The organism is uncultured Polaribacter sp. (assembly GCF_947503855.1).
Taxonomy (GTDB): Bacteria; Bacteroidota; Bacteroidia; order Flavobacteriales; family Flavobacteriaceae; genus Polaribacter.
The window spans coordinates 35,225-58,714 of the sequence record NZ_CANNFF010000011.1 but is presented as its reverse complement, the minus strand read 5'-3'; the positions used below and the strand labels follow the sequence as shown (position 1 = coordinate 58,714).

Annotated in this window: 18 protein-coding genes; 4 read left to right on the top strand and 14 right to left on the bottom strand. The window is 30.2% G+C overall.

The window, feature by feature from the left end; all coding sequences use genetic code 11:
- Positions 1-9: 9 nt before the first annotated feature.
- The 8 genes from Q0662_RS10375 to Q0662_RS10335 all read right to left on the bottom strand — a co-directional run bounded on the left by Q0662_RS10375 (position 10) and on the right by Q0662_RS10335 (position 9,300).
- Positions 10-1,419, bottom strand: a complete 1,410-nt coding sequence (locus tag Q0662_RS10375; protein ID WP_298949592.1) for a HAMP domain-containing sensor histidine kinase — start codon at positions 1,417-1,419, stop codon at positions 10-12.
- Between the two features lie 138 nt (positions 1,420-1,557).
- Positions 1,558-1,812: a SemiSWEET family sugar transporter gene (locus tag Q0662_RS10370; protein WP_298949591.1), complete on the bottom strand. Its 255-nt coding sequence runs from the start codon at positions 1,810-1,812 to the stop codon at positions 1,558-1,560.
- Positions 1,813-1,906: 94 nt separating this feature from the next.
- Positions 1,907-4,882 carry a leucine--tRNA ligase gene (locus Q0662_RS10365; RefSeq protein ID WP_298949460.1) on the bottom strand — a complete coding sequence of 992 codons (2,976 nt, stop codon included), beginning with the start codon at positions 4,880-4,882 and terminating at the stop codon, positions 1,907-1,909.
- A gap of 128 nt (positions 4,883-5,010) precedes the next feature.
- Complete coding sequence (locus Q0662_RS10360) at positions 5,011-5,400, bottom strand: hypothetical protein (protein ID WP_298949458.1); 390 nt, start codon at positions 5,398-5,400, stop codon at positions 5,011-5,013.
- A 69-nt stretch (positions 5,401-5,469) separates the two neighbouring features.
- Positions 5,470-6,024 carry a DUF2911 domain-containing protein gene (locus Q0662_RS10355; protein ID WP_298949457.1) on the bottom strand — a complete coding sequence of 185 codons (555 nt, stop codon included), beginning with the start codon at positions 6,022-6,024 and terminating at the stop codon, positions 5,470-5,472.
- A gap of 203 nt (positions 6,025-6,227) precedes the next feature.
- On the bottom strand, positions 6,228-8,336 hold the full coding sequence (feoB, locus tag Q0662_RS10345; RefSeq protein ID WP_298949454.1) for a ferrous iron transport protein B: 2,109 nt from the start codon (positions 8,334-8,336) through the stop codon (positions 6,228-6,230).
- Complete coding sequence (locus tag Q0662_RS10340) at positions 8,337-8,567, bottom strand: FeoA family protein (RefSeq protein WP_298949452.1); 231 nt, start codon at positions 8,565-8,567, stop codon at positions 8,337-8,339.
- Positions 8,568-8,619: 52 nt separating this feature from the next.
- Complete coding sequence (locus Q0662_RS10335; protein WP_298949450.1) at positions 8,620-9,300, bottom strand: SCO family protein; 681 nt, start codon at positions 9,298-9,300, stop codon at positions 8,620-8,622.
- Positions 9,301-9,471: 171 nt separating this feature from the next.
- Here Q0662_RS10335 and rseP point away from each other — a divergent pair, with 171 nt between their 5' ends.
- Positions 9,472-10,818 carry an RIP metalloprotease RseP gene (gene rseP, locus Q0662_RS10330; protein WP_298949448.1) on the top strand — a complete coding sequence of 449 codons (1,347 nt, stop codon included), beginning with the start codon at positions 9,472-9,474 and terminating at the stop codon, positions 10,816-10,818.
- Positions 10,819-11,093: 275 nt separating this feature from the next.
- On the opposite strand, the gene Q0662_RS10325 is transcribed toward rseP, so the two are convergent.
- Together Q0662_RS10325 and Q0662_RS10320 are read right to left on the bottom strand one after the other, a co-directional pair.
- Positions 11,094-11,969: a cupin-like domain-containing protein gene (locus Q0662_RS10325; protein ID WP_298949446.1), complete on the bottom strand. Its 876-nt coding sequence runs from the start codon at positions 11,967-11,969 to the stop codon at positions 11,094-11,096.
- A 190-nt stretch (positions 11,970-12,159) separates the two neighbouring features.
- Positions 12,160-13,980, bottom strand: coding sequence for a TonB-dependent siderophore receptor (locus tag Q0662_RS10320; RefSeq protein ID WP_298949444.1), 1,821 nt, complete (start codon positions 13,978-13,980; stop codon positions 12,160-12,162).
- 67 nt (positions 13,981-14,047) lie between these two features.
- On the opposite strand from Q0662_RS10320, the gene Q0662_RS10315 reads away from it, so the two are divergent.
- Both Q0662_RS10315 and Q0662_RS10310 read left to right on the top strand, forming a co-directional pair.
- Complete coding sequence (locus Q0662_RS10315; RefSeq protein ID WP_298949442.1) at positions 14,048-15,565, top strand: PLP-dependent aminotransferase family protein; 1,518 nt, start codon at positions 14,048-14,050, stop codon at positions 15,563-15,565.
- A gap of 32 nt (positions 15,566-15,597) precedes the next feature.
- Positions 15,598-16,032 carry a LexA family transcriptional regulator gene (locus tag Q0662_RS10310; protein ID WP_298949440.1) on the top strand — a complete coding sequence of 145 codons (435 nt, stop codon included), beginning with the start codon at positions 15,598-15,600 and terminating at the stop codon, positions 16,030-16,032.
- 66 nt (positions 16,033-16,098) lie between these two features.
- Here the strand turns inward: Q0662_RS10310 and Q0662_RS10305 are convergent, their stop codons facing one another.
- Complete coding sequence (locus tag Q0662_RS10305) at positions 16,099-16,548, bottom strand: nucleoside deaminase (protein WP_298949437.1); 450 nt, start codon at positions 16,546-16,548, stop codon at positions 16,099-16,101.
- A 59-nt stretch (positions 16,549-16,607) separates the two neighbouring features.
- Between Q0662_RS10305 and dxs the strand changes: the two genes are divergently transcribed.
- Positions 16,608-18,392 (top strand): 1-deoxy-D-xylulose-5-phosphate synthase, encoded by a 1,785-nt coding sequence (gene dxs, locus Q0662_RS10300; protein ID WP_298949435.1) that lies wholly within the window; start codon positions 16,608-16,610, stop codon positions 18,390-18,392.
- Between the two features lie 33 nt (positions 18,393-18,425).
- Here dxs and Q0662_RS10295 read toward each other — a convergent pair whose 3' ends face one another.
- Genes Q0662_RS10295 through Q0662_RS10285 form a run of 3 tightly spaced genes read right to left on the bottom strand, consistent with a single transcriptional unit; the run spans position 18,426 to position 23,288 of the window.
- Entirely contained in the window at positions 18,426-21,095 is a 2,670-nt protein-coding gene (locus Q0662_RS10295; protein ID WP_298949433.1) for a T9SS type A sorting domain-containing protein, read from the bottom strand.
- 46 nt (positions 21,096-21,141) lie between these two features.
- Positions 21,142-22,479: a deoxyguanosinetriphosphate triphosphohydrolase gene (locus Q0662_RS10290; RefSeq protein WP_298949431.1), complete on the bottom strand. Its 1,338-nt coding sequence runs from the start codon at positions 22,477-22,479 to the stop codon at positions 21,142-21,144.
- A gap of 11 nt (positions 22,480-22,490) precedes the next feature.
- Entirely contained in the window at positions 22,491-23,288 is a 798-nt protein-coding gene (locus tag Q0662_RS10285) for a hypothetical protein (protein WP_298949429.1), read from the bottom strand.
- Between the last annotated feature and the right edge of the window lie 202 nt (positions 23,289-23,490).

Genomic DNA, 23,490 nt, shown 5'->3' with positions numbered 1-23,490 from the left:
AATTCTATGTTATTTTTTGGGTAAAATTACTGTAAAAGCAGTTCCTTCTCCTTCTTTAGATGTAAACGAAATGCTCCCTTTATAAGCTTCAATTATATTTCTAATCATACCTAAACCTAATCCCATTCCACTTGTTTTGGTGGTAAATTTAGGTTCAAAAATTAAATCTTTAACCTCTTTTGGTATGCCTTTGCCATTATCTGAAACTACAATTTTTATATTATTATTTTCGGATATAACTATTACATCTATTTTTGGATTTTCTTCTTTTTCTGTAGCTTGTAATGCATTTTTTACCAAATTAGTTACAATTCTTATTAATTGTGTTTTATCTAAATAAGCAAAAAGTTCTTTTTCTTTAGGTTGATAAATAATCGACTTTTGGTTAAAAATATCTAAAGCAAATTTTAAAACGCTAATTACTTCTATTTCTTCTTTGTTTTGTGTAGGCATTTTTGCAAAATCAGAAAAAGCAGAGGCAATAGAGCTCATTACATCTATTTGCTGTATTAAGGTTTGGCTATATTCTGCTAATTTTTCTCTAATATTTTCATCTAAAGGATCAAATTTTCTCTCGAAACTTTGCACAGATAAACGCATAGGTGTTAGCGGATTTTTAATTTCGTGCGCTACTTGTTTTGCCATTTCTCTCCAAGCTTGCTCACGCTCACTTCTGGCCAATTTTACAGCACTTTCCTCTAACTGATCTATCATATTATTGTAGGCAGCTACCAAAACTTCTATTTCTGAACTTGCTTTATTTAAAATAATTTTTTCATTACGCTCATTTAAGCGAGTTTGCTGCATTTTGTCTGAAATAGTTTTTATAGAACGTGTAATGTAACTAGATAAAAAATAAGCAAATGAAATAGCAATGATAAACATTAACAAATACACCAAACTTAACCTATAAATAAACTCTTCTAACTCTTGTTCTATCTCTGAATTGTCTTGAGTAAATTGCAATTCTAAAATACCAATTCTTTTAAATTTTGGGTCGTGAATGTATGTGTAAGATGTTTGATAACTGGTGTCATCTATTTCTCTATTTTTTAATATTCTGTGGCTAGAGTTTTGCGCTAATTCTTCAACAGTGTTGGGTGTTAAAGGTGTTTTGTCTATTTTCTCAAAAGCATTACTTGCAGAGGTTTTTAAAAGTCTACCTTCTAAGTTATAAATGGTAATATTTAGCTTGTTAATAGATGAAATTTCGTAAATTCTATCTTGAAAAATCTTCGCTAAATTTTCTGTATTTACAGGATATGAGGTTTTGTTAGTAAGCTCTAATTCTATAATTTTTTTAGCAATAGCTTCTTTACGCTCAAAACGTTGTATGTTATAATCTTTTGTTTGCTCATCATATTGATATACAGTGACTACCAATATTAAAACAGATGCTAACAGCACTAAAAGAATCATTGATAAAAAGATTCTAATTCTAAGAGAAATATTTTTAAACCTTATCAAATTAATGTGATTTTAAAACCACAAGATACCAAATAAAAAAGCCATTACAAATTGTATAATGGCTTTTGATTTTTATTTAAGATTTATTCTTTATTTATATTTGAGTTTGAGCCTAATTAAGATTAAAGTTGATATTGCGGTTACAATATTTGCTAAAATCATTGGTAAACTATTTAAGTAAAAACCATATACGAACCATAATGAAACTCCAATAAAAAAAGAAACATACATTGTTAAAGACAGTCCTTTGGTATTTTTTGTTTTCCAAGTTTTATACACTTGAGGTAAAAAAGAACCAGTTGTAATAATTGCTGCTAACATGCCTAAAATTTCAAAAACATTGATTGTATTTTTTCTTTATCAATATGTAAGGGTAATAATAAACACTACCAAATGGGTTATAAAAATACTTGAATACTTTCTTAAAAACAGCAAGTATTTAACCTACTATGTTTACAATTTTACCAGGTACAATAATTACTTTTTTAGGTATTCTACCTTGTAATTGTGCTTGTGTTTTTTCATGCTCCATAACTGTTTTTTCTATATCATCTTTAGATAATTCTAAGGATAATTCTAGAGTAAAACGCATTTTTCCATTAAATGAAATAGGATATACTTTGGTGCTTTCTACCAAGTATTTTTCTTCAAACTTTGGAAAAGTAACAGTTGCAATACTTTCTTTGTGCCCTAATTGGCTCCATAATTCTTCTGCAATATGAGGCGCATAAGGAGAAACCAAAACCGCAAGAGGTTCTAAAATGGTACGTTTGTTACATTTTAAAGCAGACAACTCGTTTACAGCAATCATAAAGGTAGAAACAGAGGTATTAAAAGAGAAATTTTCTATATCTTCTTCTACTTTTTTGATGGTTTTATGTAATGTTTTAAGTTCTTCTTTGGTTGGTTCATCATTAGAAACTGCAAACTCTTCTTCTTTAAAATAAAGTTTCCACAGTTTTTTTAAGAAAGAATGCACACCAGAAATACCAGAAGTTTTCCAAGGTTTTGCTTGTTCTAAAGGCCCTAAAAACATTTCGAACAAACGTAAACTATCTGCTCCATATTCTTCGCAAATAGCATCTGGATTTACCACATTGTATTTAGATTTAGACATTTTTTCTACCTCTCTACCCACTTTATAAACACCATCTTCTAAAATAAATGTAGCATTTTTATAATCTGCATTTAAAGGGTGATTTTTAAAAGCCTCTACATCTAATTCATCTGAGGCATTTACTAAAGAAACATCAGCATGAATGGGTGTTTTGGTTATCATCACCAAATCTGCAAAATTAGGGTCTAAAAGCTTTTTATCTAATAAATAATTTTTAACTACTGTTTCAAATTCATCATCAGAATTAAATAAATTTTTAGAAACAAAAAGTGTTGGTATGTGTTCAATAACATCCTCATTAGACTTATCTATGGCGCAACCATTTTTTACAAATACTGAAGTTTTGTAGACAAAAGCACTTGTTCCCAAAATCATTCCTTGGTTAATTAGTTTTTTTGCAAACTCATCTACAGGAACCATATTTTTATCAAACAAAAACTTTTGCCAAAAGCGTGCGTATAATAAATGTCCTGTTGCGTGTTCTGAACCACCAATGTATAAATCTACATTTTGCCAATAATCTAAAGCTTCTTTGCTTGCAAATTGGTTGGTATTATCAGCATCCATATATCTGTTAAAATACCAAGAGCTTCCTGCCCAACCAGGCATTGTGTTTAATTCTAATGGAAACACCGTTTGATTATCTATTAAATCATTAGAAACAACTGTATCTGTAGCTGTATTCCAAGCCCAAACTTCTGCATTTCCTAAAGGTGGTTTTCCATCTTCGGTTGGTAAATATTTTTCTACTTCTGGCAATACAATTGGTAAGTGTTTTGCATCAATCATTTGAGGCATTCCATCTTTGTAATACACAGGAAATGGCTCTCCCCAATAACGTTGTCTGCTAAAAACAGCATCACGCAATCTGTAATTTATTTTACCGTAACCTAAACCACGTTTTTCTAGTTCGTAGATGGCTAATTTTAGGGCTTTCTTGTACTTTAATCCTGATAAGAAATCAGAATTTACAATTACAGTGCCTTCTTTATCTGCATGTGCAGCCTCAGAAATATCAACTCCTTCAAAAATATTAGGAATTGGAATGTTAAAATGTTTGGCAAAATCATAATCACGCTGGTCTCCACAAGGAACTGCCATCACTGCTCCTGTACCATAACCTGCTAACACATAATCTCCAATCCAAATTTGTACTTTTTCGCCAGAGAAAGGGTGTATTGCATACGCACCGGTAAATGCACCAGAAATGGTTTTCACATCTGCCATTCTATCGCGTTCAGAACGTTTTGCTGTTGCTTCTACATATGCTTCAACTTCTGCTTTTTGTGCTTCAGTTGTAATTTTTGATACCAATTCGTGTTCTGGCGCTAAAGTCATAAAACTTACTCCGTAAATGGTGTCTGGACGTGTTGTGAATACTTCTATAATTTTTGGTTCTTGGTTGTTGGTTGTTGGTTCATCCACCTGGAAAGAAACCATGGCCCCTTGAGAACGACCAATCCAATTGGTTTGAGAATCTTTTAACGGTTGTGGCCAATCTATAGTTTGTAAACCATCTAACAAACGTTGTGCGTAGGCAGAAATTCGCATAGACCACTGTGTCATTTTTTTTCTAATAACAGGATGTCCTCCACGTTCTGAAACTCCGTTTACAATTTCGTCATTTGCCAAAACAGTTCCTAATGCAGGACACCAGTTTACTTCTGTATCTGACAAAAATGTTAAACGATATTGTAATAAAATTTCTTGTTTTTTTGTTGATGAAAAATCAGCCCAATCTTTAGAAGAAAAAGAAATAATATCTTCATCGCAAACTGCATTTATATTTATGTTTCCTTCTTTTTCAAAAATTGAAACTAAGGTTGAAATGTCTTCTGCTTTGTCTGTATCTTTATTGTACCAAGAGTTAAATAGTTGAATAAAAATCGACTGAGTCCATTTATAATAAGCAGGATTTGAAGTACGAACTTCTCTGCTCCAATCAAAAGAAAAACCTATTTTATCTAATTGTTTTCTGTAGGTTTTTATATTTTCTTCGGTTGTTTTTGCAGGATGTTGGCCTGTTTGTATGGCATATTGTTCTGCTGGTAAACCAAAAGAATCATAGCCTTGTGGATGCAACACATTAAAACCTTTATGACGTTTGTAACGCGCATAAATATCGCTAGCAATGTAACCTAAAGGATGCCCAACATGTAAACCAGCTCCACTTGGATAAGGAAACATATCTAACACATAATATTTAGGTTTATTACTTTTATTTAAAGCTTTAAACGTTTGGTTTTTTGCCCAAAAATTTTGCCACTTTTTTTCTATTTCTTGATGATTGTATTGCATCTGTTACCTCTTAATTTAAAGGGCAAATTTACGTTTATTCTTTGTAAGCAAAAAACAGATTTCTTTTAAATTACAACAGGCTTTCAAAATGAATTGAAAGCCTGTTGTAATTTAATATTTATGTGCTTTTACAAACACTCTTTGTAATTAGAATCTTTTTTGTATAATGTTCTATTTAACTCGCCATCTTTATAAAAATCTATAATATTATTATTACAAGATAGCTTTAATTCATAGTTGGCTATATTGCCAAAATTATAATCTACTACTAGCAAATCTCCAGAAATTGTATACTCTTGGGTACCTGGTATTGGAGTATCAGAAAACACATTGTCTGTGCCATAAAAGGTAAATTGCTCACCATTTTTAAAAGTATGCATAACTGAAATTTCAAAACCTTTTAAAAGCCATTTACCATTTTCTAAAATAGTTACTTTTTCTTGTATAGAGAGTTCTAAAGATACATCTTCGTTTGCGCTACTACAACTTGTTAAAGTTACAGCGCTAAATACTGCCAAATAAATAAAAAATTTGTTCACCTTTTTTTGTGTTTATTTACTTTGATAGTTAAAGGCAGAAAAGTGATATTAGTACTTTTCTGTTTCTGATGTTTTTTTAATAGGCACAGAAACAATAATTTTACCCCAACCCATATGTAAGGTCATGTTCTTATCAAACATCATAGAAAAAGCTTCTATATTTTTTTCAGATTCAGAAACTTTACCAGCAACCCTTAAAACATCTTGTTCTTCTTTATAAGTGTAAGATCCCCATACATTTCTTGCTTTGTTTATAATTACAGTCCAATTTCCTTCTGCAGAAGGAATTGTAAATAAAGAATATGAACCTGCTCTTAGATTTTTACCTCCAAAAATTACATCTTCAAAAAAAGTAATTTCTGTTGCTTCGTTTGCTCCAGTTCTCCAAACTTTATCTACTGGCGCTAACATAGCTAAATCTCTACCTTTTAATTGTGGGCGACTATAAACCACCTTTACAATTTTGTTTGACTCTCTCCAACTATTTGGAAAAAAAGCAGCATCCATAGGGCTAACATCTAATGACTTAAAAGATTGTGCTACAAGATCTACATTACACAATGTGGTTGCAATTACTGCAACAAATAATATTATATTTTTCATTTTTAAATATGTTTTAAGTACGTATTTTCTTAGTGTATCAAAAATATGAATCATTACAAAAAGATGCTACTAATTTTGTGTTAACTTTTAGTGACAAGCACAATCTGAATTACAACTACTTTTTTTCTTTGATGAAGGTCCGAATTTTTTCACTAGAAAAAAGATGGCTAAAAAAACCAATATGTAAACAAGTACCTGTTGCATTAGCTTAATATTTGATAAGTTATTAAAGAGGAAATGTATGCCAATAAAGCCATACCAAACAGTTGTATTAGTGGCCATTTCCAAGTTTTAGTTTCACGTTTTACAATAGCTAATGTTGCCATACATTGCATTGCAAAGGCATAAAAAACCAATAAAGACATCCCCACAGGAAAATTAAAACGTTTTTTACCTGTTTCTGGGTTAATTTCAGAACGCATTTTTTGTTTTATGGTAGATGTATCTTCATCATCTGATGCTACACTATAAATGGTGGCTAGTGTACCAACAAACACCTCTCTGGCTGCAAAAGAGGTAATTAATGCAATTCCTATTTTCCAATCGTAACCTAAAGGTTTTATGGCTGGTTCTATGGTTTTACCCATAATACCAATATAAGAATTCTCTAATTTTGCAGAGGCTATTTTTTGTTGTAAATCAGCCTTATTCAATTGTTTATTTTCTATATTTTCAATCGTATTTTTTTCTGCATTTTTAAAAGATTCTGGTCCGTTAGAAGCTAAAAACCATAGTATGATAGACAAGGCTAAAATTATTTTACCTGCTTCAAAAACAAAAGCTTTTGTTTTTTCTATCACTTCTAAAAATACATTTTTAAAAGATGGAATTTTATAATTGGGCATTTCTACCACAAAGAAAGAACTACTTTTTATTTTTAATGTTTTCTGCAATATGTAGGCTGCTAAAATTGCAGATAAAAAGCCTAAAGCATATAACATTAGTAGTGTAAATGCTTGTAAGTTATAAAAACCTAATATCTTTTTATTGGGTATAATTAATGCTATTAAAATGGCATACACTGGCAATCTTGCAGAACATGTGGTAAAAGGAACTACTAAAATGGTAATTAACCTTTCTTTCCAACTAGAAATAGTTCTTGTTGCCATAATTGCTGGTATTGCACAAGCTGTACCTGATATTAAGGGAATGATACTTTTACCATTCATACCAAAACGTCGCATAATTTTATCCATTAAAAATACAACACGACTCATATAACCAGTTTCTTCTAAAATGGCAATAAACATAAATAAAATTGCAATTTGTGGAATAAAAATAAGTACACCACCAATGCCCGGTATAATACCTTCTACAATTAAATCTGTAAAAACACCTGCTGGCAAATTGCTTTTTGCAAAGTCAGATAAGTTCGCAAAAGCACCATCTATAAAATCCATTGGAACTGAAGACCAATCAAAAATTGATTGAAAGATTAATAATAAAACGAGTAGAAAAATAATGTAGCCAAATATTTTATGCGTAAATATTTTATCTAACCTACTTCTTACATCTGTAGCTGCGTTTTTATTTACAAGGTAGGTTTTCTTTAAAATTTTATTAATTTCTTGATACCTATAAATAGTTTCTTTGTGCTGGTATTTCTTAAGTTTAGATACATCTTTATTAAAAGAAAGTAACTGTTCTTTTTGAACTTTTGTAATGCCCTCTGGAAAATTTTTCTGAGTAACCATTAACCATAATTCATACAAAGAAAAATTTGGGTTGATGGCTTTTAATTTTTCAAAATATTCTGGATCTATTTTGTTATTATCGCACATTGGTGTTGCTTTTGCAGCAACATGACATTTAATAATCGCTTCTTTTACTTTATCTATGCCTTGGTTTTTTCTGGCACTTATTAAAACAACTTCTGTATTTAGCTCTTCTTTTAAGGCTGTTAGGTCTATAGAAATACCTTTTTTATGCATTTGATCTACCATGTTAATAGCCAAAACAGTAGGGATTTCTAAATCTTTTATTTGTGAAAAAAGTAGTAAATTTCTTTTTAAATTTTCTACATCTGCAACCACTAAAATTACATCTGGAGATTCTTTAATGTCTTTTTTAAGTAAGGTTTTTAAAACAATACTTTCGTCTAAAGACGTTGGATTAATGCTATAAGTACCCGGTAAATCTGTAATAATTGCGTTTTGAGTTGCAGACAGCTTGCTTTTTCCTTCTTTTTTATCTACAGTAACACCAGGATAATTACCTACTTTTTGGTTTAAACCAGTAAGTTGGTTAAACAAAGATGTTTTACCCGTATTTGGGTTTCCAATTAAAGCAACTTTTATATTGTTTTTAGACATTTATAGGTTTGCTTTTAAGATTTGTATTTGTACTGCAGTTTCTTTTCTAATGGCTAAATGACTGCCATTTACACAAATATATAAGAGATCTTTTAAAGGCGCTATTTGTACCAATTGTACTTCTGCACCCGGTAAACAGCCCATTTCTAATAGTTTTAAAGGAATTAAATCTAAAGATTCTTCAGAGATGTATCCCATTTCTCCAATACGTAAAGATGCAATTGTGCTCAATATTTTTTATTTGGGATGACAAAGATAACCATTTAGAATGATTCTAAACAAGTTATTTGGAAGCATATTCTTCTTTTAACAAAACGATGTCTTGTTTTAACTTTTCCATATCGGTTTTTTCTGTGCCATCATAATATCCGCGAATGCGTCTGTCTTTGTCTACCAGCACAAATTGTTCTGTATGTATAAAATCGTTTTCTCCTCCATCACCTTCGTCTAAAACGGCAAAATAGCTTTTTCTAGCTAGCTCGTAAATATGGGCTTTAGAGCCTGTTGTAACATTCCATTTACCATCTATAACGCCTTTTCTATTAGCATATTCTTTTAATACAGAAACACTGTCTATAACGGGTGTAACTGAGTGAGAAAGAAACATAATATCATGATCGTCTTTATAATAATCTTGCAACTGACTCATGTTGTAAGCCATGGCAATGCAAATGGTTTGGCAACGTGTAAAAAAGAAATCGGCTACATAAATTTTATCTTTATAATTATTGTTGGTAATAACGTCTCCATTTTGGTTGGTTAACTTAAAATCTGCAATGGTGTGGTCTTTTGTAATGTGTTTCATAGAAAAATCTACCAAACGCGGATTTACATCTGCAGGACTGTATACTTTTAGCTTTTTATCAACCTTTAATAAATGATAAAAAACAGGAATGGCAATTGCCGAAAAGACTACCAAAAAAATAAGCGTAGGAATTGATTTTTTAAAGAATTTAATCTCCATAATAAGCGTTTATCCTGCAAAAATACAACATAAAAAAACGCTAAAGAAGTAGCCAAATCAATATTGTGTATAAAATCTTTGTTAAAATAAAAAAGCAAACTTTAATAGTTCTTTTACAACTCTCTTTAAAACCGTACATTTGTGCGTTTTTTAATTATGATTTAACGCTGAATGGAAATATTAATAAAAGCATCGCAATTTATATTAAGTTTATCTTTATTAATTGTTTTGCACGAAATGGGGCACTTTATCCCTGCAAAATTGTTTAAAACCAAGGTAGAAAAATTCTACTTATTCTTCGATTATAAGTTTTCTCTTTTTAAGAAAAAAATTGGAGAAACCGTTTATGGTATTGGCTGGATTCCTTTGGGTGGATATGTAAAAATATCTGGAATGATAGATGAAAGTATGGATACTGAGCAAATGAAACAACCTGCACAACCTTGGGAGTTTCGCTCTAAACCTGCGTGGCAACGTTTAATTATAATGTTGGGTGGTGTTTTTGTAAATTTTGTATTAGGTATTTTTATCTACATTATGCTAATGTGGGCTTATGGAGAAAAATATTTACCTAACGAAAATGTAGTTGATGGTGTTTGGGTAGAAAATGAATTGGCAGAAAACTTGGGCTTACAAACAGGTGATAAAGTTTTAACTGTTGATGGCGAAAAAATCAAGAAATTTAGAGGTTTATCTTTAGAATTTATTAATGGAGAGAACTATCAGATAGAAAGAAACGGACAAGTTATTGATAAAGAAATTCCAGAAGATTTTATTTCTCAATTAATGGATAGAGGTAAAGATGCTGGGCCTTTTTTATATCCAAGGTATCCTTTTGTTGTTGCTGGTATTTCAGATGATTCGCCAAACACAAAGGCAGATTTAAAAACAAAAGATATAATTATTGCTATAAATGGTACATCTATTAAATATTTTGATGAGGCACAAACTGAGTTAGAAAAATATAAAAATAAAGACATTACAGTAACTGTTAAAAGAGGAACTACTACAAAAGAAATTCCTTTAAAGGTTACAGAAGATGCTAAACTTGGTGTTGGCTTAGGTCAACTTTCGTTTAAAGATTTAGAAAAATTAGGCTATTACCAATTAGCAGATGTAGAGTATTCTTTTTCTGAAGCTATACCTGCTGGTTTTAAAAAATCTTGGAAAACTTTAACAGATTACGTAAAACAATTAAAAAAGATTTTTAATCCAAGTACAGGAGCGTACAAAGGTTTAGGTGGTTTTATTTCTATTGGGAGTATTTTTCCTGCAGAATGGAGCGCACAATCTTTCTGGGAAATTACAGCATTTTTATCTATTATGTTAGGCTTTATGAATTTATTGCCAATACCTGCTTTAGATGGTGGTCATGTAGTTTTTACCCTTTGGGAAATGATTACAGGTAAAAAACCTGGAGATAAATTTTTAGAGTATGCACAAGTTGTTGGTTTTGTTTTGTTGATAATACTACTACTATTTGCAAATGGTAATGATATTTTTAGACTGTTTAAGTAAGGTATTTAAACACTAAATTAAAAAAGCCTCACAAAATTAATTCTGTGAGGCTTTTTTCAATTTTCATTAGTTGATTCATAAAGGAAATAGAAGCATATACTTGGTTACATATATGATAAACATAACTTTTTAGATAATGTTATCAATCTAGCATATCTCTTTCTTTTGATCCTGTAATCAGAACAGATTTATATCTTTTTTTAAGGGCTTCTATAAAATACTATTTTTTAACGCCTAAAAAACTTCGAATTAAAATCAACAATAGAAACACAAAATTATGTGTTTTTAATATTATTAAATTTATTTGTTTTTACAATGGCTTGATTGTTTTTCCAATCTATCCAATTTTGTCCTTTTATTGTGCGCATTACACTGTCTATGGTTCGCATTACAAAAACATTATAAATGGCTTTTCCTAAGTTTTTAGGTTTGCGTGCTATGGCCCTTAAGCTCATAGAAAAACCTGGAGTGATGTATTTCATGTAATGCCAATATCCTTCTGGCATGTATAAAACTTGTCCATGCTCAAGATTTGTAATGTACCCTTTCGCTTTTTTTAAAGCAGGCCATTTTTTAAAATCAGGATTGGAAAAATCAATATCTTCTCTGGTTATTAAAGAATGAGGTATCTTATATAAATACTTGTTTTGTTTTTGATCAAAAAGAATTACTTTTTTTTTACCTTCAAAATGAAAATGAAAAATATTTGCCAAATCTATATCATAATGCATAAATGTGTACGAATCTGTACCACCAAAAAATAGCATTGGCAAACCTTTCATTAAACGCAAGCCAAAATCTGGATAGCTAAAATCTTTTTGTAAAATGGGTACTTCTTTTAAAATATTCCAAAGAAAAATTCTAAATTTTGTAGGTTGTGTTTTTAGCAAATCTACATATTCACTCATTTTCATCGTGGCATGTGGCTCATTAAAACCATCTTTATAGTCTACAGGTCTATCATCATATAAAGGCACAGTTTTGTCTCCTGCAACTTCTTTCATGTACTCTAAATTCCATTTTTTATAAGCTGGCCAATCTTCTATAAAATTTTCTATCACTAAAGGTTTTTGTGGCTTAAAATAATTTTTTATAAAATCTTGTTTGGTAATAGTTTTTACGCTATCAATTTGAGATAAGTTTAAAGACATCGCATTTTTTTGATTGCAAAGTTAAGAAATTGTAAAGAAATTGGACTTTATAAACAAAAAAACCACCGCTCTAAATAAGAATGATGGTTGGGAATAATTGTTATAAAACGTATTCTATTATTAATAATTTCTGCTTTAAAAAAAAGGGACTATTGTCCCTAATAAAAATAAATATGTTGGGAAATTATTTTTAAAAATTGTATTGCAAACCAAATAAAACATTACTTGGTGGCATAGGTACAAAACCAGACTCAATATAATCTGCATCAAATATATTGTTGGCTGTTATGGTAAAATTGAATTTATGAAAATCTATAATTACAGAAGCATCCCAAACATTATAGCTAGTACCAACCGTTCTTTCTGCATGTTTATAAATAATATTCTGACGCACATTTTTAAACAATCTTGAAGAAAAACGAGTTATAAATTGATGTTTTAATGTATTTAAAGAATAACGAGACAAATCTTTATTTTGGTCTAAAATATTGTCATTTAAATAGGTATATCCAAAATTTAAAGTTTGGTTGTAGCCTACTAATTTAAAATTGTAATTTCCTTCAATTTCAAAACCTTGTGTGTTTACTTCTGCAATATTTGCTGCTGTAAAAACGCTAACTCCTGTATTGGGCCTAATATAATCTATTAAATTGTCTGAATCTCTATTAAAAAAAGCAACAGAACCTGTAAAACGGTTTGTATTATATTTCAAACCAATTTCTTGTGCAAAAGCACTTTCTGGTTCTAAATTTGGGTTTCCAGAAGTTGCTGGATCGCTGTAATATAAATCTGTATATGTAGGTACTCTAAAGGTATACCCTACATTACCATAAGCTTTTACGTTATCAGATAATTTTACACCTAAATCGAAACCAGGAAAGGCATTTACATCAAAATCTGAAAAATAACTTACAGCTATACCAGGTGTAACATCTACATAATCACCCAATTTAAAACGATGTTCTAAAAATAAATTCGCCATGGTTCTATTTCTATCCCCTAAATTATTACTACTAATAGAAAACTTAGAAATATCGATTCCAAAACCAGTTACACCTAATTTAGAAGTATAAGAAACATTGGTTTCTACACCAATTTTATGGGTAATGTGTAAATTCCTAAAAAAGCTTGGGTCATTTCTTTTTAACAAGAAAATATCTTGACCTCTTCTCCAATAAACTCTAGGTATAATTTTAAATTTATCAGTTCTAAAAGTAGTAGAAACACCTAACAAACTATTTTGTGTTTCTTCATACTCGTTCCAAGCAGGATTTGTAGTGTAAAAATTTTCTGCACCAAATTTTTTATCGAAAAACGTTCCAATAATTTCTATGGGTTGTTTTTTCTTGTTTACAATTGCTTTTATAAAATAATTATTATTTTTATAATCAGAATTATTACGATAACCATCTGAAGTTAAAGCACCAACATGTGCAATAATCGATGTGTTTTCAAACTCTTTTCCAACAGTTAAAGAACCGTTTAATTGCCCAAAAGAACCTGCTTCAACATTTAAAGAAGCTGTGTTTTTTAACCTTTTTTTTGTTACAATATTTATAGCTCCAGTAAATGCATTTTGTCCAAAAACTCTTGCTGCTGGTCCTTTTATAACTTCTATTCTTTCTATAACTTCAATAGGTAAAGCTGCGTTTAATGAATGATGACCAGTTTGTGCATCGTCCATTTTAATACCATCTATTAATAATAAAGTTTGATCAAAACCACCACCTCTAATATACAAATCTGCTTGACTACCAGCTGTACCTCTTCTTCTAATATCTACACCTGCAACTTGTTGTAATAAATCTGCAACATTGGTTGCTGCACTATTTTTTATAGCTGCTTTTGTAAAAATATTTATAGTTCTAGAGTTTTCTTTAAAAGGTAAATCTATTCTGGTAGATGTAATTACAACTTCTTTTAAAGTATCTGATTTAATCATATTTTCTTGCGCATTTAATTGAAATGCAAAAAATAAAAAAACAACTATAAGGCTAAACTTAATTTTCATAAATGATGTTTTTATTAGACTGCAAAAGTCGTAACTTTCCGGACGATAAAAATAGTCCAGTTTTAAAATGAATGATAGTCCGGTTTTTGAGTTATTTGAAAAATATTTAAAATTTGATATTACTGAGACACAACCTATTTACGTTCAAGTTGCACAACAGATTATAAATATTATTCAACGTGGTTTTTTAAAAAAAGGAACCAAGTTACCAGGAACACGTGCTTTAAGTAAAGTTTTAAAAGTTCACAGAAATACAGCTGTGGCAATTTATGATGAATTGGCTTCACAAGCTTGGGTAGAAATTATCCCTAATAAAGGAACTTTTGTAATAGAAACTGCGCTAAAAAAAACAAACTTAAAATCGATTTCATCCAAAAAAAATAATCCTTATTCGTATGCAAAAAAAACAGGATTTCCTTTTCAAAAATCATTTCATTTAGCCTCTACCATACAAACTACCAATGCAACCTACAGTATTAATGATGGCAAACCAGATTTACGTTTGCACCCTGTAAACGAATTTACAAGATGGTACAGTGCTGCTATGAAACGTAAAACATTAATCAAAAAATGGAACAGACCCAATGAAAGCACTTATTCGATATTTCAAACCCAACTGTGTAATTATTTAAATGCCACAAGAGGTTTTTACATCAACCCAAAAAATATTTTAAGCACAAGAAGTACAGAAATGAGTTTGTACATTGTTTCTCAACTTTTAATAAAACCAAAAGAGGTGGTTTTAGTAGGAAGTTTGAGCAATTACGCATCAAACATGATTTTTCAGCAAGTGGGTGCTTCTATCAAAACAGTACCAGTTGATGAAGATGGTTTGAATGTGGATTTCATCAAAAAAAACTTTGTAAAAGGACAAATTAGATGCGTATATGTTTGTGCACAAAGAGATTATCCAAAAACGGTAACACTAAGTGCGAAACGCAGATTGGATTTAGTAAAGTTAGCAAAACAATACGAATTTGCCATTATAGAAGATGATTTTGATTACGATTTTCAGTTTGATGGAGCGCCTATGCTACCCATGGCTAGTGCAGATGCAGATGGAATGATTATTTATTTGGGAAAATTAGGACAATCTTTATTTCCAAGTTTTCAAACAGGGTTTGTAATTGCTCCAGAAAACATTATTTCTGAGGCAGAAAATTACTTGTATTTATTAGATGAACAAGGAGATTTGATACAAGAACAAATGCTATCAGAACTGATAAATGAAGGAGAAATTTACAGGTTGATGAAAAAAAATATTGTTATTTACAAACAAAGACGAAATGCTTTGTGTCAACTTTTAAAACTTTATTTTTCTGAAATTGCAACTTGGACAGTTCCTGCTGGAGGTTTAGCACTTTGGTTAGAATTTAAAGTAAAAATACCTTTGATTAAACTAGCTGTTGAAGCCGAAAAAAATAATTTATTTTTACCGAAAACCATTTTATATCAAACCCAAGAAATTTGTGCGATTCGTTTTGGGTTTGCCCATTTAAATTTAGAGGAATTACCCATTGTTATTGCAAAATTAAAAAATGCTTATGATAAAGTTACTTTAAAAAATAAAGATGAAAATTTATAAAAATTAAAAGAAAAGTTTTAATTTGCAGTTCTATGCAAACATCGGAAAATCTTATTTTTTTTACCCCAAAACCCTCTTCTATAGAAGGTGCCATATTTATTGATACTGGTATTTCTGCTGGTTTTCCTATACCTGCAGAAGATTTTGAACAAGACAGAGTCTCTTTAGATGAAGAATTGGTAAAAAACAAAAACACCACATTTTTTGCAAAAGTAAAAGGACAATCTATGATTAATGCAGGTTTAGAAGACAACGATTTGTTAGTTATAGACAGAAGTTTGCAACCTGAAAACAACAAAATTGCTGTTTGTTATTTAGATGGAGAATTTACCGTAAAAAGATTGCGAGTAGAAAAAAATGAGGTTTGGTTACAGCCAGAAAATCCTGATTATCCAATTATTAATATTACAGAGGAAAATGATTTTTTAATATGGGGCATTGTAACCAATGTAATTAAGAAAGTTTGAATTAAGAACTTAAGTTCACTAAAAGCAATCACATAACAAACTTTTAAATAAAACTTTAACAAATCATTAATTCAAATTACGTTTCTCAATAAAAAAACGCTTTAAGAGTTGAGAGCACTCATTTTCTAAAATACCACCAATAACTTTGGTTTTTGGGTGTAATGTGGTATTTAAGTTTTTAAAACCTCTTTCTAATTCAGAAGCACCATAAACTATTTTACCAATTTGCGCCCAATAACTTGCACCTGCACACATTTGACAAGGCTCTAAAGTAACATACAACGTGCAATCTTTTAAATATTTACCTCCTAAAAAATCTGCTGCAGCGGTAAATGCTTGCATTTCTGCATGTGCAGTAACATCATTTAAGGTTTCTGTTAAGTTATAGGCTCTTGCAATTATTTGGTTATTTAAAACAATAATTGCACCCACAGGTATTTCGCCTTTATCAAAAGCATTTTCTGCTTCTTGATAGGCTTTTTTCATAAAATAAATATCATCAAATGGCTGTATCATTCTTTTTTGAATACTAAAATTCAATAATACAAAAATTGATGTTGTATTTTTGTCATTGAATGAAGAATTTATTAGGAAAAATATCAAATGTAACAGATCTAAGAAAATTAGAGGTTAGCCAATTACCACAATTGGCTGAAGAATTACGCGAATATATTATTGATATTGTTGCTACAAAAGAAGGTCATTTAGGTGCAAGTTTAGGTGTAGTAGAACTTACTGTTGTGTTGCATTATTTATTTGACACACCTAATGATTTATTAGTTTGGGACGTTGGTCATCAAGCCTATGGACATAAAATTCTTACAGGAAGAAAAGATGTTTTTGATACCAATAGACAGTTTGGCGGTATAGCAGGTTTTCCATCTAGAAAAGAAAGTAAATTTGATGCTTTTGGAGTTGGACACTCATCTACTTCTATCTCTGCAGTTTTAGGGATGGCAATTGCATCTAATTTAAAAGGTGCCAAAGAAAAACAACATATTGCTGTTATTGGTGATGCATCTATTGCAAGTGGTATGGCATTTGAAGCTCTAAATCATGCTGGTGTTTCAAAAGCAAATATTTTAATTATCTTAAATGATAATGCTATAGGAATTGACCCATCTGTTGGAGCTTTAAAAGAATATTTAACGAAAGTAAAAAGCGATAAAAGAGTAGCAGCACAAAACAACATTATTAAGGCTTTAAATTTTAATTATTCTGGTCCTATTGACGGACATGACATAGAAAAATTAGTATTGGAATTAAAACGATTAAAATCTGTAAAAGGCCCTAAATTTTTACATATAATTACCAAAAAAGGCAAAGGTTTACAAAAAGCAGAAGAAGATCAAGTAACTTACCATGCACCAGGAAAATTTGATAAAATTTCTGGTGAAAGGGTAAAAAAAGAAATAAACCCATACACGAAATACCAAGATGTTTTTGGTAAAACTATAGTTGAATTAGCAGAAAAAAACGAGAAAATTGTTGGAATTACACCTGCTATGTTAACCGGAAGTTCATTAAAGTTAATGTTTGATAAGTTTCCAAAAAGAACTTTTGATGTTGGTATTGCAGAACAACATGCGGTTACTTTAGCTGCAGGTATGGCCACTCAAGGATTGGTTCCGTTTTGTAATATTTACTCAACATTTTTGCAACGTGCATATGACCAAGTAATACATGATGTAGCTTTACAAAATTTACCCGTAATTTTTTGTTTAGATAGAGCAGGTTTGGTTGGTGAGGATGGTGCTACACATCATGGCGTTTTCGATTTGGCTTACTTACGGTGTATTCCTAATTTAATCATATTTGCTCCAAGAAATGAAATTGAGCTACGTAACATTTTATATACTGCTCAAAAAGGTTTACAACATCCAATTGCAATTCGCTACCCAAGAGGTTATGGCAACATTGTAAACTGGCAAAAACCTTTCGAAAATATAGAAATAGGCAAAGGAATTTGTTTACAAAAAGGTAAAAATATAGCAATTTTATCTATAGGAACTATTGTATCAAATATTTCAGAAGCGTTAGGCTTAATGAGTAATTCATCTAACTTTTCTCATTATGATATGCGTTTTATAAAACCTTTAGATCAAAACCTTTTAAAAGAAATATTTACAAGCCATAAAACAATTATAACGATTGAAGACGGTGTTGTTAAAGGAGGTTTTGGTACTGCAATACTAGAATTTGCTGCAAAAAATAATTACCATAATAATATTAAAACATTAGGCTTACCAGATAATTTTATAGAACATGGTAGTATTTTTAATTTACAACATACTGTTGGTTTAGATGCTTGTAGTTTAAAAAATACTTTAACTTCTTACTTACAAAAAAAAGACGCTTAAAAGCGTCTTTTTTTATATGATTAAATATGCATATTACTGTATAACTATCTTTTTAGAAGATCTTTTTCCTTTCTCGTCTGTAAGGTTTACAATATAAATCCCGTTAGTTGCATTTAAAGAAATTGATTGTTTTTCGTTCTCAGAAAAGTTAATTTTAGAAGTGTAAACCTGTCTACCTGAAATATCAAAAACATCTAATTTAGCATTTCCTAAAGTGCTTTTTGCAAATACTGTAAAGTTACCATTAGAAATGGTTGGATATACTGTAAAAGCTTTGGTATTTGGCACAACTTCATCAATTGAAGCTGTACCAGCTGTAAAGTTTGTTGTAAACATTCCTCTACCATGAGTGGCTGCTAACACTAAATTATCTGAAGCTCTATATTGTAACATATCTACTCTTACATTACCCATACCTTCAGATGCAGGTTCCCATACAACAGAATCTGCAGTTATATCTTCTGTTTTCCAAATACCAGCTTCTGTTGCTAATAGAACTTGTTTTCTATTTAAAGGATTAAATAAAGACCATCTTACTGGTATGTCTGGTAAATTTCCTTCAACATCTATCCAAGTTTCAGCACCATCTATTGTGTACCAAACACTTTTTACGCCATAATTAGAGTAAGTTAATATCCTTTCATCTTCAGTTGCTCCAATTTCTATACAAGAAATTGCTCCAATTACATTTGGTGTTCTATTTAAGGTTACAGTATCATCATTTGTATTAATAACTAAAAAGCGACCCTGATCTGTACCTAAAAAAACTTTTCTATTTTCTTTATTATAAGGAGAAACTCTTATATGAGTAACATCTCTATTTCCTATAAATGAAGCTGTAATAATATCTTTTACTCCGTTAAAATTGTTTCTATCTCCTTGGCTTTCAAAATCGGGTTTTAGTTTAGCCCTTGTAATTTCGTTATTATCATTAAACGAGTAAAACACATTGTTTTCGTCATCATAATCAGCAGAATTAATGAAATTTCCTTTATCGCTATTATTTATTAATGTTACATAATCAGAATCTAGATCAGAAGAATCATATAAGTAAGCAACATTTCTTTGTGTAGAAGCAATTCTATAGATACTCTCTGTGGCATTTGTAGCAGTTTGATCTATAAAACTAAAACCTCCGTCTCCTCCTAAAATTTCTTCAGTATCACTTATTCCAGGGTCAAATAAAAGAGTGGTTCCATTATCTTGTGCTCCTCCAATAATTATATTATCGTTTATTGGATCTAAGGCACCAGAATAATATTGTGTAATATTAAAGTTTAAATTTCTTGGTACAATACCAATTTTTGTTTGTATTGTAGAATTATCAGGTGAGTAAAATATACCACCATCGGTAGAAATTAATAATTGATTATGATTAGGTCTAAAAATAATATTGTGTATATCTGCATGAGCATAACTAACGGAGCTATCATAAAAACTCTCCCAACTAGAGATTTTAAACCAAAAATCTCCACTATCTAAAGTTTTAAATGTATTTATACCTCCAACATATACTTCATTTTCATCTGAAGGACTTACATTTATAATTAAATCATACCATGCTTGCCCTCTAGAAAAGTCATCATTTGGTACAGAAGAATCTCTTACATCTGATGGCTCTGGAATATTTGTCCAATTTGCACCAGAATCAATAGTTTTAACAATTTCTCCAACAGTATTATTACTTGCTATTATAGCATAAACAACATTTGAATTTGAGGGTGCTGCAGCTAACTCTACTCTACCCAACGAACTCAAAGAAGATGTATAATTAGACGTCCAAGTTGTACCGTCAGTAGAAGAAAAAATAGAACCATTGGCTGTCCCTGCCCAAATCTTATTGTCAGCTCCTAGTTCTAAATCTCTAACTGCTTCGATAGTTGCTATTGTCCAAGTAATACCACCATCTTCAGATCTAAATAAATCTGTACCTTCAGAATTAATTCCCTCTAAATCTTGCATAGCAGCATATATGACACCTATTTCTCCACCTTCATCTCTAACAATTAAATCATAAACATACTCAAAATTAGTTGTTGAAGCTAAATTACTCCATGTAGCACCAGCGTCTGTTGTTTTCCAAATTCCTGCACCATTTACAGCATCTACATTTCGCCAACCTTCTCCTGTCCCTAAATAAAAAGTGTTTGTTTGAACTGGATCAAAATCCATAGCAGAAATAGCAAAATTTGACATTTCAGGATACACCATACTCCATGGTGAATTTTCATCAGTTATATCTTCATTTTTCCAAATCCCACCACTGACACCACCAGCAAAAACTCTTTTATCTGCTGTATCATTTGGGTCAAACATCATAGCTCTAACTCTACCAGCAACTTGTTTTGGACCTCTAGATTCCCAGTTAAAGTCTGTGACAGCACTTTTTCTCGCAGACCTTTGCTTTTTTATTTTTTCACTATACTTTAAAGCATTTACTAATCTATCTTGATGTAATTTTTTTGTATTAGGGTCCATTGTTCTTAAAAAATCTTGCTCAAATGCTAAATCTGGACGGTCTTTTTTAGGAATTGCTTTTAACTCATCAGGAGTTAAATTTTTCCTTTTTGAGTAAGGATGATTTGTTAGATAAGCCGCATATTCTTTTTGTTTCTTATCAAAATCTGTTTCTGAGTTACTTGTTAAAAGTACTGCTACCAAGGCAACTATTGCCAAAATAAATAAAAATATTTTTTTATTCATAAATATATTTTTAAAATGCAATCAAATTTAGTAATTATTGTCAGATCTAAATAATATTACCTGTTAATTTTTTATGGGTTCTAATAGCATAACTATCTGACATTCTAGACACATAACTACAAACTTGCATAATTCTATGGTATAAATTATTAGTTTTTGATTTGTATTCTTCTGGCAATAAATTTAGCACCAAACTATCAAAATTAGAGGCATTACAATTGTATTTATTGTTTAATGCAGTTACAAAAACATCTAATAAATCTGCAATAATTCTATAACCTGCTACTTCTTTTTCAATGACTTCTTTACTCTTGTAAATTTTATCAATACTTATTTTAATAATGTCATTTATTTGTGCCTCATACTTACATTTATCTAATAAAGATTTCTCAAAAGTTCCTTTTAAAATGGATTCTTCATTGGCTAAAAAGATATCTACAGCCTCATTAATTAGCACTCCAATGGCTAAGGCTCTTAAATAACTTATTCTGTCTGTTTTATGTTGTAAAGAATGATATTTCTTAATATCAATAGTATCTTTTACCAACTTAATCATGTATTCTAGTGCAAACTCTTCTTCTATTAAACCTAAGTTAATACCATCTTCAAAATCTATAATGGTGTAACAAATATCATCTGCAGCTTCTACCAAATATGCTAATGGATGTCTGTAATAAGAAATGTTTTCTGAAGATTTTTGTTGCATTCCTAATTCTTGAACCACATCTAAAAAAACAGCTTTTTCCGATTGAAAAACTCCATATTTTTTATCAACAATATGATGGGTAGGTTTTTTAGGCAAACTCTCTTTAGGATACTTTAAAAACGCGCCTAAAGTGGCATAACTTAATCGTAAACCACCAGAAATACCTTCTCTAGATTCTGTAAGGATTTTAAAACCGTTTGCATTTCCTTCAAAATCGATTAAATCTTGATATTCTTTGGCCGTTAATTGGGCTTTGTATTGTAATCCTTTTCCTGTTTTAAAATATTCGCCAATGGCTTTTTCTCCTGAATGCCCAAAAGGCGGATTCCCAATATCGTGCATTACTGAAGCTGCTGCAACAATGGCCCCAAAATCGTTAAAGGTATAGCCAAGTTCTTTTAATTGTGGATGGCGTTCTAACAACACTTTACCTACTCTTCTGCCTAAAGTTCTACCCACCACAGAAACTTCTAAACTATGAGTTAAACGTGTGTGTACAAAATCGGTTTCTGATAAAGGTATTACCTGTGTTTTGTCTTGCAAACTTCTAAATGCTGATGAAAAAATGATTCTATCAAAATCTACATCAAAGCCCAAACGTGTTTCGTCTTGTGCTATTCTTGGTCGTTCTTGTGTATCACCAAATCGCTTTAAAGAAAGGAGTAGTTGCCAGTTCATTTAATTTTAATTTAAAATTTAAAATTACTTTTATTTATTTCAGTCTGTAAATTATTTGTAATTTCAATAAAAGATATATGCTTTTTATTTTTTTGATAGATTTTAATTATTTCTGCCAAGTTACTTAAATAATCGTTGTATGAAATTCTCTTGTCTGGAATCAGATAGAAAAAATCTACATTGTTAAGATGTTTATACAATAAAGATACACTATTGTGATTAAAAACTTTTTCACCTAATTTAATTTTCCCTCCTTTAAGGAAATAAACTTTTTTATAATTTACTTTTTGGTTTAGTTTGCTAACTTTTCCAAAATTTAAGCTATAAAATTCTTTTTCTAACTCTTCTTTAAAATTTTTTTCAAAACCAGCATCAATATAATTAATAATATTTAGTAAAGTTGTTTTCCCTAATTTATGCAAAACTCCTTTACTACCATACAAAGACCCTGATTTGTAAACTATATTTAAAAATAAAGCTCTAATTAATTGAGATTTTACTTCTTCAATATATTTGTAAGAAACATTTTTATCAGCATAGATTTCAGTTATAATAAAAGGAACCAAATCTTGAGACATAGAATTACGTTTATTAAAAAGAATATTACCTAAATTCTTGATTTTAATTTTTTTATCATTAAAAAAAACGATTCCATTTTTTTCGATATATATTTTAAATAAAGGGGTGTCTGAATTTATATTTATTTCAGATGTGTAGCTTTTTGGTAATTCTATATGTTGAATTTGACAACAAGAAATTATTGTACTAAATAAAAATATGATAGCTAAATAATATTTGTTCTTTTCCATTTATAAATTTATAACGAAAATACAAAAATACTTTGCACTGTTTATTTAAAAGAATAATTAAGTTAAAAATAAGCGAATTATATTTAAACAAGTCTAGCCCAGATTGAACGACTTGTTTGAGCTCTTTTTTATTCTTTTTTGAATAAAAAAAGCGAGTAGTGAAAGCTGGAAATAGCTTCAAAAAAAAAGAGAAGTATTGCTA

Bases quoted from the DNA above. Each gene is read 5' to 3' on its own strand.
- Q0662_RS10375 (WP_298949592.1), bottom strand. From the start codon at position 1,419: ATGATTCTTTTAGTGCTGTTAGCATCTGTTTTAATATTGGTAGTCACT.
- Q0662_RS10365 (WP_298949460.1), bottom strand. From the start codon at position 4,882: ATGCAATACAATCATCAAGAAATAGAAAAAAAGTGGCAAAATTTTTGG.
- Q0662_RS10355 (WP_298949457.1), bottom strand. From the start codon at position 6,024: ATGAAAAATATAATATTATTTGTTGCAGTAATTGCAACCACATTGTGT.
- feoB (WP_298949454.1), bottom strand. From the start codon at position 8,336: ATGTCTAAAAACAATATAAAAGTTGCTTTAATTGGAAACCCAAATACG.
- Q0662_RS10335 (WP_298949450.1), bottom strand. From the start codon at position 9,300: ATGGAGATTAAATTCTTTAAAAAATCAATTCCTACGCTTATTTTTTTG.
- rseP (WP_298949448.1), top strand. From the start codon at position 9,472: ATGGAAATATTAATAAAAGCATCGCAATTTATATTAAGTTTATCTTTA.
- Q0662_RS10325 (WP_298949446.1), bottom strand. From the start codon at position 11,969: ATGTCTTTAAACTTATCTCAAATTGATAGCGTAAAAACTATTACCAAA.
- Q0662_RS10320 (WP_298949444.1), bottom strand. From the start codon at position 13,980: ATGAAAATTAAGTTTAGCCTTATAGTTGTTTTTTTATTTTTTGCATTT.
- Q0662_RS10315 (WP_298949442.1), top strand. From the start codon at position 14,048: ATGAATGATAGTCCGGTTTTTGAGTTATTTGAAAAATATTTAAAATTT.
- Q0662_RS10310 (WP_298949440.1), top strand. From the start codon at position 15,598: ATGCAAACATCGGAAAATCTTATTTTTTTTACCCCAAAACCCTCTTCT.
- Q0662_RS10305 (WP_298949437.1), bottom strand. From the start codon at position 16,548: ATGATACAGCCATTTGATGATATTTATTTTATGAAAAAAGCCTATCAA.
- dxs (WP_298949435.1), top strand. From the start codon at position 16,608: ATGAAGAATTTATTAGGAAAAATATCAAATGTAACAGATCTAAGAAAA.
- Q0662_RS10295 (WP_298949433.1), bottom strand. From the start codon at position 21,095: ATGAATAAAAAAATATTTTTATTTATTTTGGCAATAGTTGCCTTGGTA.
- Q0662_RS10290 (WP_298949431.1), bottom strand. From the start codon at position 22,479: ATGAACTGGCAACTACTCCTTTCTTTAAAGCGATTTGGTGATACACAA.
- Q0662_RS10285 (WP_298949429.1), bottom strand. From the start codon at position 23,288: ATGGAAAAGAACAAATATTATTTAGCTATCATATTTTTATTTAGTACA.